This is a genomic window from Streptomyces sp. NPDC007346 (assembly GCF_040703535.1).
GTDB lineage: Bacteria > Actinomycetota > Actinomycetes > Streptomycetales > Streptomycetaceae > Streptomyces.
Window position 1 is genome coordinate 12,564 of record NZ_JBEYKR010000047.1, and the last position, 15,057, is coordinate 27,620.

At 70.8% G+C, this 15,057-nt stretch carries 18 protein-coding genes and 1 pseudogene; 8 read left to right on the forward strand and 11 right to left on the reverse strand.

The genetic code is table 11. The features are described 5' to 3' along the window. Nucleotides 1–79: 79 nt before the first annotated feature. From AB0917_RS14865 to AB0917_RS14895, 7 genes are all read right to left on the reverse strand, one after another. A complete protein-coding gene (locus AB0917_RS14865) occupies nt 80–571 on the reverse strand; it encodes a hypothetical protein (protein WP_366819923.1) in 492 nt (163 codons plus the stop codon). A gap of 3 nt (nt 572–574) precedes the next feature. Then, entirely contained in the window at nt 575–1,414 is an 840-nt protein-coding gene (locus AB0917_RS14870; RefSeq protein WP_366819924.1) for a histone-like nucleoid-structuring protein Lsr2, read from the reverse strand. A gap of 3 nt (nt 1,415–1,417) precedes the next feature. Then, nucleotides 1,418–1,966 (reverse strand): WhiB family transcriptional regulator, encoded by a 549-nt coding sequence (locus AB0917_RS14875; protein WP_366819925.1) that lies wholly within the window; start codon nt 1,964–1,966, stop codon nt 1,418–1,420. 59 nt (nt 1,967–2,025) lie between these two features. Continuing rightward, nucleotides 2,026–2,304 carry a hypothetical protein gene (locus AB0917_RS14880; RefSeq protein ID WP_366819927.1) on the reverse strand — a complete coding sequence of 93 codons (279 nt, stop codon included), beginning with the start codon at nt 2,302–2,304 and terminating at the stop codon, nt 2,026–2,028. Beyond that, nucleotides 2,301–2,744, reverse strand: a complete 444-nt coding sequence (locus AB0917_RS14885; RefSeq protein WP_366819928.1) for a hypothetical protein — start codon at nt 2,742–2,744, stop codon at nt 2,301–2,303. Before AB0917_RS14885 ends, AB0917_RS14880 begins: the two co-directional genes overlap by 4 nt. Then, complete coding sequence (locus AB0917_RS14890) at nt 2,741–3,427, reverse strand: GGDEF domain-containing protein (protein WP_366819929.1); 687 nt, start codon at nt 3,425–3,427, stop codon at nt 2,741–2,743. Before AB0917_RS14890 ends, AB0917_RS14885 begins: the two co-directional genes overlap by 4 nt. Before the next feature lie 90 nt (nt 3,428–3,517). After that, complete coding sequence (locus AB0917_RS14895; RefSeq protein WP_366819930.1) at nt 3,518–4,039, reverse strand: AAA family ATPase; 522 nt, start codon at nt 4,037–4,039, stop codon at nt 3,518–3,520. Between AB0917_RS14895 and AB0917_RS14900 the strand changes: the two genes are divergently transcribed. The 4 genes from AB0917_RS14900 to AB0917_RS14915 all read left to right on the forward strand — a co-directional run bounded on the left by AB0917_RS14900 (nt 3,950) and on the right by AB0917_RS14915 (nt 9,733). Next, nucleotides 3,950–5,449 carry a site-specific integrase gene (locus tag AB0917_RS14900; RefSeq protein ID WP_366819931.1) on the forward strand — a complete coding sequence of 500 codons (1,500 nt, stop codon included), beginning with the start codon at nt 3,950–3,952 and terminating at the stop codon, nt 5,447–5,449. The two genes, AB0917_RS14895 and AB0917_RS14900, sit on opposite strands and share 90 nt — an antisense overlap. Before the next feature lie 140 nt (nt 5,450–5,589). Next, complete coding sequence (locus AB0917_RS14905; RefSeq protein WP_366819932.1) at nt 5,590–7,185, forward strand: hypothetical protein; 1,596 nt, start codon at nt 5,590–5,592, stop codon at nt 7,183–7,185. Continuing rightward, the gene (locus AB0917_RS14910; RefSeq protein WP_366819933.1) at nt 7,182–9,299 is read left to right on the forward strand and encodes an integrase; all 2,118 of its coding nucleotides are present in this window, start codon (nt 7,182–7,184) and stop codon (nt 9,297–9,299) included. Before AB0917_RS14905 ends, AB0917_RS14910 begins: the two co-directional genes overlap by 4 nt. Then, nucleotides 9,296–9,733, forward strand: coding sequence for a hypothetical protein (locus AB0917_RS14915; RefSeq protein ID WP_366819934.1), 438 nt, complete (start codon nt 9,296–9,298; stop codon nt 9,731–9,733). The genes AB0917_RS14910 and AB0917_RS14915 overlap by 4 nt, the downstream gene beginning before the upstream one ends. Nucleotides 9,734–9,920: 187 nt before the next feature. Here the strand turns inward: AB0917_RS14915 and AB0917_RS14920 are convergent, their stop codons facing one another. Beyond that, nucleotides 9,921–10,352 carry a DUF302 domain-containing protein gene (locus AB0917_RS14920; RefSeq protein WP_366819935.1) on the reverse strand — a complete coding sequence of 144 codons (432 nt, stop codon included), beginning with the start codon at nt 10,350–10,352 and terminating at the stop codon, nt 9,921–9,923. A 159-nt stretch (nt 10,353–10,511) separates the two neighbouring features. Between AB0917_RS14920 and AB0917_RS14925 the strand changes: the two genes are divergently transcribed. From AB0917_RS14925 to AB0917_RS14935, 3 genes are read left to right on the forward strand one after another with little or no spacing between them, the layout of a single operon-like run. Further along, complete coding sequence (locus tag AB0917_RS14925) at nt 10,512–11,876, forward strand: MBL fold metallo-hydrolase (protein WP_366819936.1); 1,365 nt, start codon at nt 10,512–10,514, stop codon at nt 11,874–11,876. Between the two features lie 45 nt (nt 11,877–11,921). Further along, the gene (locus AB0917_RS14930; RefSeq protein ID WP_361972984.1) at nt 11,922–12,287 is read left to right on the forward strand and encodes a rhodanese-like domain-containing protein; all 366 of its coding nucleotides are present in this window, start codon (nt 11,922–11,924) and stop codon (nt 12,285–12,287) included. Continuing rightward, nucleotides 12,284–13,027 carry a sulfite exporter TauE/SafE family protein gene (locus AB0917_RS14935; RefSeq protein ID WP_361972986.1) on the forward strand — a complete coding sequence of 248 codons (744 nt, stop codon included), beginning with the start codon at nt 12,284–12,286 and terminating at the stop codon, nt 13,025–13,027. The genes AB0917_RS14930 and AB0917_RS14935 overlap by 4 nt, the downstream gene beginning before the upstream one ends. A gap of 24 nt (nt 13,028–13,051) precedes the next feature. Here the strand turns inward: AB0917_RS14935 and AB0917_RS14940 are convergent, their stop codons facing one another. Next, complete coding sequence (locus tag AB0917_RS14940; RefSeq protein ID WP_356838371.1) at nt 13,052–13,330, reverse strand: metal-sensitive transcriptional regulator; 279 nt, start codon at nt 13,328–13,330, stop codon at nt 13,052–13,054. Between the two features lie 91 nt (nt 13,331–13,421). Here AB0917_RS14940 and AB0917_RS14945 point away from each other — a divergent pair, with 91 nt between their 5' ends. Next, nucleotides 13,422–13,988, forward strand: a complete 567-nt coding sequence (locus tag AB0917_RS14945; RefSeq protein WP_366819937.1) for a rhodanese-like domain-containing protein — start codon at nt 13,422–13,424, stop codon at nt 13,986–13,988. Between the two features lie 75 nt (nt 13,989–14,063). On the opposite strand, the pseudogene AB0917_RS14950 reads toward AB0917_RS14945, so the two are convergent. Next, nucleotides 14,064–14,207: pseudogene (locus tag AB0917_RS14950) on the reverse strand (AAA family ATPase); the annotation flags it as partial. A gap of 66 nt (nt 14,208–14,273) precedes the next feature. Next, the gene (locus tag AB0917_RS14955; protein WP_366819938.1) at nt 14,274–15,050 is read right to left on the reverse strand and encodes a hypothetical protein; all 777 of its coding nucleotides are present in this window, start codon (nt 15,048–15,050) and stop codon (nt 14,274–14,276) included. Nucleotides 15,051–15,057 lie beyond the last annotated feature (7 nt).

Consider the following 15,057-nt stretch of genomic DNA (forward strand, 5'->3'; position numbering starts at 1 on the left):
AGCGCTGCCCCGGCCGGAAGACCGGGGCAGCGGGGCGCCGCGCTGAACGTGGTCGCGGCGCCCTGTGGGTGTGGCCGGGTCAGTCGCCGTTGGTGGCCTGGCGCTGCTCGAAGGCTTCGAGGAGCTCGCTGATCGCGTTCGGCTCGGGTGCGGTGCCGACCCAGGCGCCGGTTGCGGTGAACACCTCCACGTCGGGGGTGTCGGCGTCGAGCCAGCAGACGTACGGCCCGTACCGCTCCAGCGCGGCCGTGGTGGCGGTGGCCGGGTCGGACAGCGCCGGTGCGGTCTCCAGTACGGCGAGCGTGCTGATGACGAGCCACATCGGCTCGTCCGGTGTGCGGGGGAGCTGGAGGTAGCCGGTGACGCGGAGTTTGTCGCCGGGGACCAGGTCGTGGATGACGACGTGGGCCAGCTCCGGGTCGGTGACGGTGCAGGGCAGGATCATCTCGTCGGTGCGCTCGTCGGTGGGGGAGACGGTGAGGCGGAGCCGTGCGGTCGATCCGTGGAGGTCGCCTGGCACGGTCTCCTCGTCCAGGAACCCGTCCAGGACCAGCGGTTCGGTGGTGGTCATGGGTCAGCCGGCCTTCCGGGCCGGCGCCTGGTGCGCGGCGTCGAACGCCTCCAGGACGGACCTGCGCACCATGCCCGCGTCGGCGACCTGGTGGCCGTTCTCCCTCGCCCAGGCCCGGATGGCGGCGAGCTCTTCCCGGGTGCGGCCGCTGCCCGCCCCCGCCCGGATCGGCATGGAAACGGTGGCGGCCGCCGTGGTGCGGGTGCCGGCCTTCACGGTGCGCAGCTCCTCCTGCGCCCGCTCCAGTTCGGCCTTGGCCCTGGCGACCTTCTCCTCGGCCTCGTGCTGGGCGGCCTCGCTGTCGCGGCGCGCGGTCAGCTCGGCGAGGTCGGCGGTGATGCGGACGGCACGGTTACGGACTGCGGCGGCCGGGTGGGCGGAGGCCCAGTCGAGGAGCTCCTGAACCCGGATGGAGACGGGCAGCGGGATGACGGGGACGTCGATGGCCGGGGTGGCGGCGGCCGTGCGGGGCAGCGTGAGGGCCTGGTCGGCGATGAGGGTGCTGAGTTCGGTCTCGCTGAGGCCGGTGGCCTCACGGATGGCCTGGTCGGTGTCGCCGTTGGTGTGCATGGAGATCGCCATGGCCTCGTGCGCGGACAGGGCCGGGGCGGCGGGGGTGGTCGTCATGGTGGGTGCGTCTCCGGTTTCCGGGATGAGGGGGAGCAGGGCGGTGAGGGTGTCGGGGCCGGTGGGCAGCCCGAGGACGTCCAGGAGCAACGCGAGGTCGTCCTTGTCGTGGGAGTGGCGGGCGGTGACCCGGGCCGCGGCGGCGAGCTGCTGCGCGGAGGTGGGGTCCAGAGGCAGGGACTCGGCTTCGAGGGCTTCGGACCAGTCGGTGAACACCGTTCAGGCCGCCTTGCCGGTGAGGGCGAGTTCCAGCACGCGCCGGTTGGATGCCGCCTGCTGAGGGGTGATCGGCTGCTTCCACCGGTCGTACGGCTCTGGGCGGGTGGGCACGAGCTCCAGCTCCAGGCGGGCGAAGGCCCGGTCCCGGACGGTCGGCGGGGCCGTGCGCGCCGTGCGCTGCTGCTCGCGTCGGCGGCGGTCCTGTTCGGCCACCGCCCCGGCCCAGTCGTTCCCGAGGCGGGCCGTGAGTTGCTTGCGCAGCCGGTTGCGGTCGCGTTTGGTGGTCGCCGCCCACACTCCGGTCGGCGTGAGGTCGGGGTTGGCGAGCGCCCACTTGAGGCACTCGGTGACGACCGGGCAGCCGGAGCACGTCTGCTTGGCCTGGGCGGTGGTCTTTTCCCGGGCGCGCGGGTCGTCCGTGGTGCTGACGTCCTCGATCGCGAACTGGGCGGGATCGGTGCGGCAGGCCAGGGGTTGGTCGGAGTCGGGGAAGGGGATTCGGGTGTCGGCCGGGACCAGGGTCGCCGTGCCGGTACGGGAGCCGGGCATGAGAAGCCTCCTCGGAGTAGCGAGACAAGGTGTGTGGTGTGAGCGGGGCGAGGACGGGGTCAGGCGTGGTCGTCGCTGCGGCGGCGTCCGGCCTGGACGTCGGAGGCGAACCGCCCGAGGCGGGCCTCGGTGGGATTGGCCGCGATCCACGTTTCGGCGCAGCTCTTGTGAACGGGCTCGCCTGCGTGGGAGCGCATCGGTGTGGGGTGGTCGCACAGGGCGCAGGGGTGGTCCTGCCAGCGGTCGAAGTGGCTGGCGTCGCGCCAGTCGAGGAGGCCGCCGGGGGCCGGGATCAGTCCCGGCTCCACCGACGGCCTTTTACCTCGGGTGCGGGTCACGGGCGGAAGTCGGGCAGCTGCTGGAGGACCTGGTCCACGAGGTCCTGCGTTGGCTTCCAGGCCGGGAGGGCGCCGGTGGCGGGCACGGGCAGCGGCAGCTCGTGGACGTCGGTCAGGACCAGGTGGTGCACGTCGCGCTGTGCCCACGGGCTGGAGCAGCGGGCGGGCCCTTGGTCCAGGTGGCAGTCGGTGAGCCGGGCGAGGCCGATCACCGCACCGAGGGGGAGCTCGCGGCCACGGATCGCGGTGGCGACCAGCGGGTCGCGCAGCAGGGCGGGTTGCGGCTTGGCCTTCCCGGCGTGGAGGAGAACCCAGCCTCGCCAGCTCCAGGGCTTGGGCCTGTTCTCCGGGGACTTGCCCGCGAGGATGCAGGTCGCCCAGGGCTGGCGGATGGTGATGCCGCGGATCCAGTCGCCGCCCTCGAGTCCGGCGGCGCTCACGCGGCGCCCGCCAGAAGGTGTGTCCCACGGCGGCCGGCGCGGCGGCCGTTGACCGTCTCCGCGTAGGCGTCGGCTCGCGTCGCGAAGTACGGGAACGAAACCTCGCCCTTCTTGACTCTGTACATCGCGGCGTCCGCGCCGCGCAGGATCCGGCGCATGTCCTCGCCGGGCAGGTCTGCTGCGCGGGCGATACCGATCGAGACGTCCAGGCGCAGGGTGCGCCCTTCGTGCTGGAGGGGCTGTCGCAGCTCCTCGCGCAGCGCGGTGACCTCCGTGAGGGCGGCAGAGGGCGGGATGACGGCGCAGACGGCGAATTCGTCGCCGCCCAGCCGGGCCGCGAGCGCCTGCCGGGTCGAACTCCACTGGGCGAGGCGTCGGCCCAGGGTCTGGATGACGGTGTCGCCCGCGGCGTGGCCGTAGGTGTCGTTGACGGCCTTGAAGCCGACCCCGTCCAGCATCAGGATGTGCACGGCGTCCCGGCGGCGGGTGCGCAGGAGCCGCTCGCCGTAGGCGGCGAACTCCGGTCGGCACGGCAGGCCGGTGAGCAGGTCCTTGCGGCCGTCGGCGATCTGCTTGTACAGGGTGACGGCGTGGAGGGCCCAGCCGGTCAGGGGCACGGCTGCGGCGGTGATCAGGAGGGCGTGCGGGCCGATCCGGCCCGGTAAGCGCATGGCGACGTTCATACTGAGGTCTCCCTCTCGTCTGAGACACGGGTGGGAACAGCTCGGGACCGCCGTTGCATCGGCGGTCCCGGGCGCTTTTGTTTCGGGCCGTCAGCGGCCGGTACGGCTGCGGCGGGTGAGGGCGGAGAAGAGGTGGACCGCGTCCCAGCCCTCGTCGTGCAGCTGGTCGACGGTGGGCAGCAGGCCGTGGAACTCGCGCACCACATCGCTGGGGACGACTCGGTCGCGGCCGGCGTTCTGCGCCTGCACAGTCGCGAGCGGCACGTCGAAGAGCACGGCCATGGTCGGGCGCTGCCAGTGGCGGGCGCAGGCGAGAAGCCAGGCCCGGTCGGAGGAGCGGAGGTTCGTCGCGTCGATGACGGTGAGCCGCCCGCGCGCCAGGCGCTTGTCGACGATGAGGTGCAGCACCTCGAAGGCGTCGCCGGTGGCGCTCTGGTCGTTCTCATCCCCTTCCCTGTTGGATCGGTGTGTTGAAGCGGATCGAGCAGGGGTGGATGCGTGGCGGGTTGGCGTACGTTCTGGGTGCCCGAGGAGCGCCGGGTGGGAGATCGGGTGCCGGTGCTGGCCGGCTGGGAGAACCTGGCCGTTCGGGAAGAGCGTGTTGGGGTTCATCCTGGGGATCCGATTCTTCTTTCGCCGGACTACCGGATCGATGAGGTGCTGAGCCGGTATTTGTGCCGGTCGTCGTTCGCTCGTCTCGCGCCGGAGACGAAGCGGAACTACACGGATGACTACTGCCTGTTCTTCGATTTCTTGTGGGGTCGCGGAAGGTGGTGGAACGAGGCCTCGGCGGACGATCTGTGGGACTTCGAGGACTGGCGAACTCGGTCGCTGCGGAACCCCAGCCGGGTTGGCGGAGCACGGTGGAATCGAGGACTGGCAGCACTGGTCCGGCTGTATGAATGGGCGGTGCAGCGAGGGTTCGTGCAGGTGAACCCGGTGCTGATGAGGTCAGTCGTCGGCCGGTCTGGCGAATTGCTTTTGGTGCCGTCGGGTCGGGCGAAGAACGCGCGGACCAGTGAGGTGCGCTGGCTGACGCCACGGGCGTTTCGCCGTTGGGCGGATGTCGGATTGCGCGGCTGCGGAGCGGACGGGCTACCGTCCGCCGGGTGGGTGGGACGGTTGGCCGATCGCAATGCCGCCTTCGCCGACCTGCTGTTCTCTTCCGGTGTGCGGCTGACTGAGGGCGCCTCCCTGTTGACGGTGGAGGTACCGCGTCTGCAGTTGGAGGGCGGCCGCTACTACGCGGGGCGCTTGGCTCGCGCGGTGACGAAATCGAAGCGGGCGCGCACGTTCTACGCATCCTCTGTGGTGGTGGGGGAGATCGAGGGGTACGTGGAGTCCTCGCGCGCCCGGGTGGTGCGGCGCGCGCAGGCGACGGGGCGGTACGACGGGCTACGGATGCGCCTGGTGACCCACGAGACCGGCCGGCACCGGCGGCTGCTGCACTGGCGGGACCGTGACGGTGTGGTGGGCCGGACATCGCTGACGGAGGCCACCGTGGAAGAGCGGATGTTCTTGTTCATCGACGGCCCGGAGGGCCCGGAGCCGTTGTGGCTGTGGCTGAACGAGTCCGGGCTGCCCTTTCGTCCGGCATCGTGGGAGAACGTCTTCCGGGCGGCGAACGAGCGGTGCGAGACGGTACTGGGGGCGGTGTCGAGCCAGTCGCCGTTTTGCACCCCGCATATGGCGAGGCACAGTTTCGCGTTGGTGATGCTCGTGGTCCTCAACCACGTCGTGGACCGGCGCATGGGCTTGACGCCAGAGGAGCGACGGGATTTCCGACTGCTCTACGGCGACCCCTGGCGAATGGTGCAGGACCTGCTCGGCCATGCCCAGCTGGAGACCACGAAGCACATCTACCTCGCGCCGGTGGCGGATCTGCAGCTGCGCTCGCTGCTGGCCGACTACGTGCCGGCAGGCGGCCCGGTATCGGAGGAAGATCTGACCTCGCTGTTCACGAGGCTGGCCCAGGAGAGCGAGGGCATCCAGGACCTCGACGAGCAGTTGGTGGCCGAGTGAGCGGGCGTGGTCGACGGGCCGCGTTGCCCGAGGGACATCACCAGCGGCCAGCGGTCCTCGCAGCGGACGGCCTCGTGGTGACCCACCGGGACTCGCGGGGCAGGGTCCGCGCCTACGACTTCAGCACCTTGCCGGTCCCGGTGCCGTGGCAGCGGTCGCTGGCCAAAGTGTTCACAGCGAAGTGTGCTCCTGGCGGCGGCTGGGACAGTCTCGAGTCCAGCGAGGGCAGCTGGTACATCGTGCGTCCGTTCGCGGACTTCCTTGGCAAGCTGGACGAGGTGCCCCCGGATGTGGACCGGCTGACGGCCGGGCACTGGAAGGCGTGGCGGCTGAGCCTGCGACCATCCTCGAACGGGTACACCAAGTACTCCACCATCGCCTCCCTGTTGCAGATGGACACCCGAGTCGCACAGCCGGTGCGGGAGGCGATGTCCCAGCGGTTCGCCTGGAGCCCGGGCCGCGAGCTGGCCTACACCCCGCAGGAGTTCGACCAGATCCGCCTGGCGGCGCGACGGACGTTCCGCGCGGCGCTGTTGCGGATCAGGGAGAACACCGCCCACCTGGCTGCCTGGCGGCAGGCCGCTTTCGCCCCCGACAGCCAGGAGTGGCTACTCGGTGAGGCCCTGGACGTGTTGGCCCGCACCGGGGACGTCCCCGTGTACGAGACCCGCCGCACGGTCCGCAAGCGCTACCGTGCCGCCCTGGTCGGCGGCGGGTCGGAGTACACCTGGAAGCGGCTCTACCTCAGCCGCAAGGAGGCAGCGGCGTTGGCCGTGCTCATCGTCGTGGAGCTCGGGCTGAATGCCACGACGGTCTCCGAGATGCCGGTGCCCAGTGAGCTTGCGGGTACGGCGGAGGCGGGTATGCCCCTCTACCGGCTGCAGCTGGAGAAGCGGCGCCGGGCGGGGCACCGCGGCCAGTTCGAGAGCCGCAACCTCACCGACTCGGGCGCCGACTCCTCCGGGCGCATCATCACCGAGGCGCTGGAGGCGACCGCGGCCGCCCGTCGGCTCCTAGTCCAGCTCGGTACGGATATCGACCGGCTGCTGATCTGGAGGCAGACAACCCCGCACGATGGCCAGGGGTACCCCAAGGCCGTACGGGTCGGGCCGTTCGGGTTCGGCGTGGACGAGACCGGCAGCGGGGCGTGGGCGCGCTCGGTGGGGTTGACCGGCTCTCCGCTGCGACGACTGCGCAAGACGGTGAACGTGCTGCACCGGCGCGAGCCGGGGCAGAACACCCAGGACACTCACGACCGGGTCTATGTCGTGGGCGAGCCGCAGGCCCAGCAGGCCGCGGTGCCGGTCATCGCCGACGGCGCACTGGATGCGCTGGAGGCTGCTCGCCGTACGGTCCTGGCCGCCCGTCTGGCAGACGCGCCAGACGCGGGTGACCTGGAGACGGCGACCACGGGCTGCGCGGACTTCGAGCACAGCCCGTTCAGCCCGGCCGGTGAAGGCTGCGCGGCGTCGTTTCTGCTGTGCACGGCCTGCCCGAACGCGCGGGTCACGCCAGCCCACCATGCGCGTCTGGCCCACCTGTCGAAGGCGCTGGACAACCTGCGCGGTGTCGTGGAGCCAGCCGTGTGGGACGCGGACTGGGCCGATGCCCATGCCCGGCTCGCCGACTTGCGCACCCGCCTCGGACCGATGCTCTGGCAAGCCGCACTTGACGCGGTCACCGACATTGATCGGGCGGTCATCGATCAGCTTCTGAATGGAGAGTTCGACAGTTGAATGCTCTGCCCGCCGAACTGCCAGTGCATCCGGCCTGGAACACCCCGGTCATCGCCACGTCGCTGGTCCTGGCCCCGGGCCCGGTCCCGGTCTCGATCTATGCCGACGAGCTCTGGCATCTCGCCCCGCTGGTCGCCAACCCCAGCGCCACCAGGCCGCATCTGGACTGGGCCCGCTTCCCCGAAGCGCTGCGGCCACAGGTTCAGCTCGCGGCCTGGAAGATGATCAATACGCCGTTGCCGGCGAGCATGCTGGCCGGGCATCCGACCTGGCACTCCCGCCTGGGCCCGCACGGCATCCACGACACCGTGCTGCGCTGGCAGCGGTTCACCCTCTGGCTGCACCACCAGGGCTTTACCAGCCTGGACCAGATCAACGACGGTGTCTGGGTCACGTGGGCCGATCATGTAGCCCGGCAGCAGGGCGCCCACCGCAGCACCGTCACCAAGGACCTGGTGGCCCTGACCCGGTTGTGGGCCTTCGACTCGGCAACCCGGGCCGGGGCCGGGATGGCGATGCCGCCATGGAACCACCTGGGCGTCGACGACTTCCTCCCCACCACACCGGCGCCCGGGCGGGGTGAGAACACCACCGAGCCGATCTCTCCGGCCACGATGGGACCACTGTTGATCTGGGCGCTGCGCATGGTCGACGACTTCGCCGACGACATCCTCGCCGCGTGGACGGAGAGCCGGCGGCTTGCCGATATCGCCGCGTGCACGCCAGCAAGCCCCGCTTCCAAGGCCCGGCTGAGGCACTACCTGCAAGACCTCATCGCCCGCAGCCAACCGGTGCCCTCCAGGCCCAACGCCGGCAACGTCCACGCCCTGGCCAATACCTACATCGCCGGGCACGTCGGCTGCTCATCCTCACAGGTCAACGGACTGCTGGCTGCCGCACCGTGGCAGCACCTGCTCGCCTACGTGCGAAACAACCCTGGCCCGTGTCCCCTGTCCACCCCCATCACCGGCCTGGTGGGGGACAGGCGGTGGGCGGCTTTCATCGACTTCACCGAGATCCGCGAGCTCCTGCGGCACCTGGGCACAGCCTGCTTCATCGTCCTGGCCTACCTGACCGGGATGCGCCCGGCGGAGGTACTGGGCCTGGAGAGCGGCTGCTGCCCCGATCCGGACGGCGGCCGCCACCTGATCTACGGACGGGTGTTCAAAAGTGCCGCCGATGCGGACGGCAATCACCACTCCGCTGGCCACGTGCGTGAGGTGCCCTGGGTAGCCATTGCGCCAGTGGTCACGGCTATCCGCGTGCTGGAACGGATCGTCCCCGACGGCGGGTTGCTGTTCGACGCGGCGACGCACGCCTTCCAGAACACTCCCACGGCGTCGGCAACCTCTATCGGGCAAGAAGGGCTGCGCAGGCGCATCGAGGCCTTTGCCGCCTGGGCCTCCGCCCTGGCCCTGCGCCTAGACCGCGACCACGAGGTCGTCCCCGAGGATCCGTACGGCACGATCGGCCTGGCCCGCTTCCGCCGCACCTTGGCCTGGCACATCGCGCGCCGTCCGGGCGGGCTGGTGGCGCTGGCCATTCAGTACGGGCACATGCGCACCACGATGAGCGCCGGGTACGCAGCCCGCGGCCGCGACGGCATCCACGAGCTGCTCGACATGGAGACCGCCCGGGCGACCGCCGACACGCTCACGACCCTCCACGACGACCTCGCCCACGGGGCTGGCATCTCCGGACCCGCCGCACGACGCGCAATCCACGCGGCCGCGCATGCACCCACATTTGCCGGTTTGATCCGCACGTGGCGCCAAGCCCGCGACATCCTGAGCAACCCTTCCCTGACCGTCTACGACAACCCCCGCTCCCTGTTGATGTGCGTCTACAACCGGGATCGGGCACTCTGCCACCGGCAGGACGCCACCCATGCCCCACGGCTGGACCGCTGCCGGCCGTCGTGCGCGAACATCGCGCGCACCGACCACCACGCAGCCGGGCTCCTCGCTCACGCCAAGGTCCTGGAGGAACAGTCCGCCTCCGAAGCACTGCCGAGACCGCTCGCCGACCGGCTGGCTCGGCGTGCCGGGCAGTTGCGCGAGCTGGCCCGCCGCCACGAACACGATCGCATCCACCATCAGGAGCCGACCGTATGACCCCCGCCCCCGATGAACGCGACCGGATCCGGGCCGCGATGAACCGCATCCTGAGTGGTAAGCCTGAGCACTCCAACGGCGCGCTGACGATCGTCGCACTCGCGGCCGAGGCTCAGGTCCCCCGCAACGCGCTCACCCAGCGCCACCCCGACCTGAAGAACGACTTCTACGACCAGGTCCGTGCCCGCGGGCAGATGCCGGACAGCGAACGACGGCTGCGCCAGCAGGTCCGGCGGCTCAAGGAGCTTCGGGCTGCAGACGCCGAAGGGATCGCCCGGCTTAAGGCCGATGTCGAGGCACTGGTCGGCGCCCTGCACCAGTCGGTAACAGAGAACCGGGTGCTTCGACAGAAGCTGTCCGAGGGGTCCGGCGTGGTCCGGGTACTGCCACAGCGGAGAGACGGCGACACCACTCATCCGGTGCGCCCGATCTGATGTGATCGTCAGCCTGGCGAGCAGAGCGATTGCAGATGGTGCACAAGAGCCGACATCGTCGCGAGCGGTAGCGGCGGGTTGGCCGCTGCGGCTTCCTCTACCTGCCAGCCGGGATCCGTGAGCAGCTCCGCCGGGCCCCGCGTCCCCATCGCCGACCGGAGGCGCGCCCCGCGGTGCCGTAGGCCGCTCATTCCTGATCGGCGGCCTTATGTGCCTTGCGCTGTTCCTTGCCGCCGGTGAGCGCGAACAGGGCGTCGTCCAGGCGTCGGGTGGCTTCCTCCGCAACGGGCTTGAGGGCGTCCTGTCCGGTCAGGGTGACCATGGTGCCGGGGTCGAGGGCCTGGACAGCGATGCGGTCGCCGTCGGTGCGTACGACGACGTTGCAGGGCAGCAGCAGGCCGATGGAGCGGTCCGCCTCGATCGCCCGGTGGGCCAGGGGCGGGTTGCAGGCGCCGAGGATCAGGTAGTCCTCCATTTCGTGGCCCAGCTTCTCCTTCAATGTGGCCTGCACGTCGATCTCGGTGAGGATCCCGAAGCCCTGTTCGGCCAGTGCTTCGCGTACAGCGGTCACGGTCTGTGCAAAGTCGCCGTCCACGTGCACGGTGCGGCTGTAGGTCATGGCCGTTCTCCTTCTTGTCGTCTGGTGCGCTGATGCGTCCGATGCCTGGCGGGCACTCGATCGGGGAGGCCCCCAACTGGAATATACCCCGGGGGGTACTGGTGTTACGGTGGAAACAGATACCCCCCCGGGTAATTTTCATTCGTTAGGAGTACCGGCGTGTTCTTCGTTGACACCATCGAGCTGGAAGGTCTCGGCAACCGCAGCTACCTGGCTGGCGGTGAGAGCGCCGCAGTGGCGGTGGACCCGCCACGCGACATCGACCAGGTCCTGGCGGCCGCCGCCCGGCGCGGGGTGCGGATCTCCCACGTGGTGGAGACCCACATCCACAACGACTACGTCACCGGCGGACTCGAACTCGCCCGGATCACCGGCGCCCGCTACCTCGTACCGGCCGACGCGCACGTCACCTTCGACCGCGTGCCCGTGGCCGACGGCGACAGTGTGGACATCGACCCCGGCAGCGAGGTGACGCTGGAGGCGATCGCGACGCCGGGCCACACCCCGCACCACACCTCCTACGCGCTGCGCGAGGCGGGGCGTGCGGTGGTCGTCTTCACCGGCGGGTCGCTGCTGATCGGCACCGTGGGCCGTCCGGACCTGGTCGAGCCGCGGCTGACCGAGCAGCTGGCCCGTGCCCAGCACGCCTCCGCCCATCGCCTGGTCTCCGATCTGCCCGACGAGACGGCGGTGCTGCCCACGCACGGCTTCGGCAGCTTCTGCTCCTCGGCCCAGTCCGAGGGGGAGGAGACCACCATCGGCAAGGAGAAGAGCGCGAACACCGCGCTCACCGTGGACGTGGACACCTTCGTCTCGGACCTGCTGGCCGGCCTGGAGGACGTGCCCGCCTACTACGCGCACATGGGCCCGGCCAACGCTGATGGCCCCGCCCTCCTCGACCTGACCCCGCCTGCTCTCGCGGACGCCGACGAGATCGCCGCCCGCCTCGCGGCCGGCGAATGGGTGGTCGACCTGCGCAACCGTGTCGCGTTCGCCGAGGGACACGTGGCCGGGTCGTTCAACTTCGAGGCCGACGGCAAGCTCGCCACCTACCTCGCCTGGATGATCCCGTGGGGCAAGCCGGTGACCCTGCTCGCCGAATCCGCCGAACAGCTCGCCGACGCCCAGCGCGAACTGGCGCGGGTGGGCATCGACCGCCCGGCTGCCGCCGCCACCGGCACCCCCGCCGACTGGCTGCCCGCCGGACAGACCCCGGCGTCCTTCCCGCGCTCCACCTTCGCCGGACTCGCCGCACACGGCAGGGGTGAGGTGGTGGTCCTGGACGTGCGCCGTGACTCCGAGCGGGCGAACGGCTGGATCGACGGGTCGGTGCACATCCCCATCCACGAGCTCCACGGCCGTATCGCGGAAGTTCCGCCGGGCATGGTGTGGGTGCACTGCGCCGGAGGCATGCGCGCTGCGATCGCAGCGTCCCTGCTGGACGCCGCCGGCCGCGACGTCGTCGCCGTCGACGACGGCTTCGACGCCGCCACCGACGCCGGCCTGCCCCTGACCACCGGCTGACACCCAGCTCCCAGCACAGCACGAGAAGGAGAGGGGAGAACCCTGATGTTCCTCTTCCGCCGCAGCCAGCCCCGCGTCAGCGTGGACCAGGCCCGCAGCCGCACCAGCGGCGAAACCCCGGACGCGATCCTGCTCGACGTCCGCGAGAAGCCCGAGTGGAACGCGGGCCACGTCCCCGGCGCGATCCACGTACCCCTGTCGGAACTCGTCGCCGGGGCCGGCCTGCCGGCCGAAGCCTCCGACCGGCCGCTGGTGGTGATCTGCCGCAGCGGACACCGCTCCCAGCAAGCCGCGGAACTCCTCAACCAGCGCGGCCAGAAGGCGGTCGACGTCAAGGGCGGCATGAACGCGTGGGCCGCCGCCGGACACCCGGTCCTCGACGAACGCGGGAACCACGGCCAAGTAGCGTGACCGCCCTCGTTCTCGCCCTCATCGCCGGGGCCGTCGTCGGCCTCGCCCTCGGAGCTCTGGGCGGCGGCGGCAGTGTCCTGGCCGTACCCGCCCTGATCTACCTGCTCGGTTTCAGCCCGTCCGCGGCCACCACGGCCAGCCTGATCATCGTGGCCGCCACCTCCGCCACTGCCCTGTATGCCCACGCCCGCGACGGCCACGTCGCCTGGAAAGCCGGATCGCTGTTCGCCGCCGCCGGCATCATCCCCGCCTACTTCGCCGGAGCCGCCGCCGGACGCGTTCCGGAAACGGTGCTGACCGTCGCGTTCGCGGTGATCGCGGCACTGGCAGCGGTACGGATGTTCCGCCCGTCCGCCTCCCGCCCGCCGGAGCGGATACGGCCCGGCAAGGCAGCCGGGGCAGGCGCCGGACTCGGTGCGGTGACCGGCTTCCTCGGCGTCGGCGGCGGCTTCCTCGCCGTCCCCGCCCTGGTGAGCGTCCTTGGCCTGACCATGCGAAGGGCGGTGGGCACCAGCCTGCTCGTCATCACCGTCAACTCACTCGCCGCCCTGGTCGCCCGCACCGGAACCGGCGGCGGCCTCGACTGGGCACTGATCGGACCGTTCACCGGAGCGGCGATCCTCGGCGCCTGGGACGGCAAACGCCTCAGCAGCAAGGTCTCCGGCAACAGCCTGCAAAGAGTCTTCGCCGGGGTGCTGCTGGCGGTGGCCGCGTTCATGCTGATCGACGTGATCGCATGAACAGCCCAGCCACCGCGGCCCGGCTCAGGCCAGGGACAGGAACAGCTTCTCCAGCCTCGCCCGCATCTCATCGCGGTCACCGGGCGCCTGACCGCCCTCGGCCATGCAGTGCTGCAATCCGGTCGCGATGATCGCGAACCCGGCCCGGTCCAGCGCACGGGAGACCGCCGCGAGCTGCGTGATCACGTCCTCGCAGTCCCGGCCCTCCTCGATCATCTTGATGATCCCCGCGATCTGGCCCTGAGCCCGCCGCAGCCGGTTGAGGACCGACTTCAGCTCGTCGGCCGCCATCTCAAGCTCCACCGTCTACCTCCACAAAATCTAATACCCCTAGGGGTATTATACCGGGTCCGGAAACCCGCCCCCGGAACAGCACGGAAGGACCACCCCGCACATGACCACCCCCATCGCCCTCATCCCCGCCCAAGCCGCCGCCCGCCTCGCCGACTACACGGTCATCGACGTGCGCACTCCCGGCGAATACGCCTCCGGGCACCTTCCCGGCGCCCACAACATCCCCCTCGACCACCTCCACACCGCACTGCCCGCCCTCAAGGCAGCAGCAGCCCGCGGCACCCTCCTCATGGTCTGCGCCTCCGGCCACCGCTCCACCACCGCCTGCACCGAACTTGCCGCAGCCGACATCCCCGCCACCACCCTCACCGGCGGCACCACCGCCTGGGCCGGCGAAGGCCACACCCTCCACCGTCCCGACAACGCCACAGCCGTCTGGCCCATGGAACGCCAGGTCCGCCTCGCCGCCGGATCCCTCGTCGTCCTCGGCCTCGCCGCCGGCACCCGCTGGCGCCCCGCCCGCTGGCTGTCCGCAGCAATCGGAAGCGGCCTGATCTTCTCCGCCGCCACCAACACCTGCGGCATGGCCGCCGCCCTCGCCAAACTCCCCCATAACCAGCCCCGCACCACCGACCTCCACGCCACCCTGCAAGCACTGCAGGACTAATACGGCCGCCGCCGGATCAGGCCGCTGTACCCGTAGCGCGTATCCGAAGTTCAACACGCTCAACTTGACAGAGAAGTCGTCGGCTACCAGAGCTCGGCAGAAGTCCGAGGAGACGATCTCGGTGGGCTTGAAGTGCTGGCGGGCGAAGGTGGACTTGCCGACGCCCGGCGGGCCGATCAGCGCACAGAGCGCACCGGCGGGAAGGGTCAGGGCGGTCATGGTGCCTTCCGGTGGGGAGGGCGGCGGCCTCGGCATGAAGCCGTAGCCGCCGGGCTGTCGTGTGGGTCAGGCGGCGACGGCCGACGCGGCGTCGAGGCGGACACCGCGCAGCGCGTCGAGGACGTACGGGCTGAGCCGGGTCTGGTGCTGGGTGGCGACGGTGAGCTCGGCGGCGCGGCGGCGTGCGTAGTGGACCGCGTCCTGACTGAAGTCGGTGGCGGCGAGGATCCGTTCGACGGTGTCGGTGGCCAGCTGCTCGGCCCAGCGCTGGGCGGCGGATTCGCGGCTGGCGTAGGCGGTCATGTCGGCCGCGGCCTGCGCCCACTCCCCGCGGCCGATGTCCCGGGTCCCGCACAGGCGCCAGTTCCGGCGCCGCTCCTCCATGCCCTCGGGGTCGGCGTCCCAGTCGGTGGCCCACCGCAGGGCCCGCTCGGGGATCTGCTCGTGGATGACGTCCAGGACCTCCCGGCCGCCGGCACCGAGCGCGGGCCACGGGTCGGTCTCCTCCAGCACGCGGATCTGGTGGGCGACCATCCGGTAGGGGTAGTGCTGGTGGCTCCAGTTCCCGGCGTCGCCGACCGGCTCCACGATCCAGAGCCGGACCGGCCAGGTGGCGAGCCAGATTCCGGTGTCCTCCAGCGCTTCGCCCACCCGCTTGACCATGCGGAAGTACGAGAAGGGGCTCTCGTCGAACCACTTGTTGGCGCAGGGGTTGGGGTGGTCGATGACCTGGCCGACGGCGTCGGGGAGGCTGACCGGCGTTCCGGCCTGGCGGGACATTTCGATGATCCCGTCGGCGGGGGTGGTCATGTACCAGGTGACGGGCTTGAGGTTGCGTGCCATGCGGATC

Excerpts from the sequence above, each read along its gene's own strand:
- AB0917_RS14865 (WP_366819923.1), bottom strand. The coding sequence starts at position 571 with ATGACCACCACCGAACCGCTGGTCCTGGACGGGTTCCTGGACGAGGAG.
- AB0917_RS14875 (WP_366819925.1), bottom strand. The coding sequence starts at position 1,966 with ATGCCCGGCTCCCGTACCGGCACGGCGACCCTGGTCCCGGCCGACACC.
- AB0917_RS14890 (WP_366819929.1), bottom strand. The coding sequence starts at position 3,427 with ATGAACGTCGCCATGCGCTTACCGGGCCGGATCGGCCCGCACGCCCTC.
- AB0917_RS14895 (WP_366819930.1), bottom strand. The coding sequence starts at position 4,039 with ATGAACCCCAACACGCTCTTCCCGAACGGCCAGGTTCTCCCAGCCGGC.
- AB0917_RS14915 (WP_366819934.1), top strand. The coding sequence starts at position 9,296 with ATGACCCCCGCCCCCGATGAACGCGACCGGATCCGGGCCGCGATGAAC.
- AB0917_RS14920 (WP_366819935.1), bottom strand. The coding sequence starts at position 10,352 with ATGACCTACAGCCGCACCGTGCACGTGGACGGCGACTTTGCACAGACC.
- AB0917_RS14930 (WP_361972984.1), top strand. The coding sequence starts at position 11,922 with ATGTTCCTCTTCCGCCGCAGCCAGCCCCGCGTCAGCGTGGACCAGGCC.
- AB0917_RS14945 (WP_366819937.1), top strand. The coding sequence starts at position 13,422 with ATGACCACCCCCATCGCCCTCATCCCCGCCCAAGCCGCCGCCCGCCTC.
- AB0917_RS14955 (WP_366819938.1), bottom strand. The coding sequence starts at position 15,050 with ATGGCACGCAACCTCAAGCCCGTCACCTGGTACATGACCACCCCCGCC.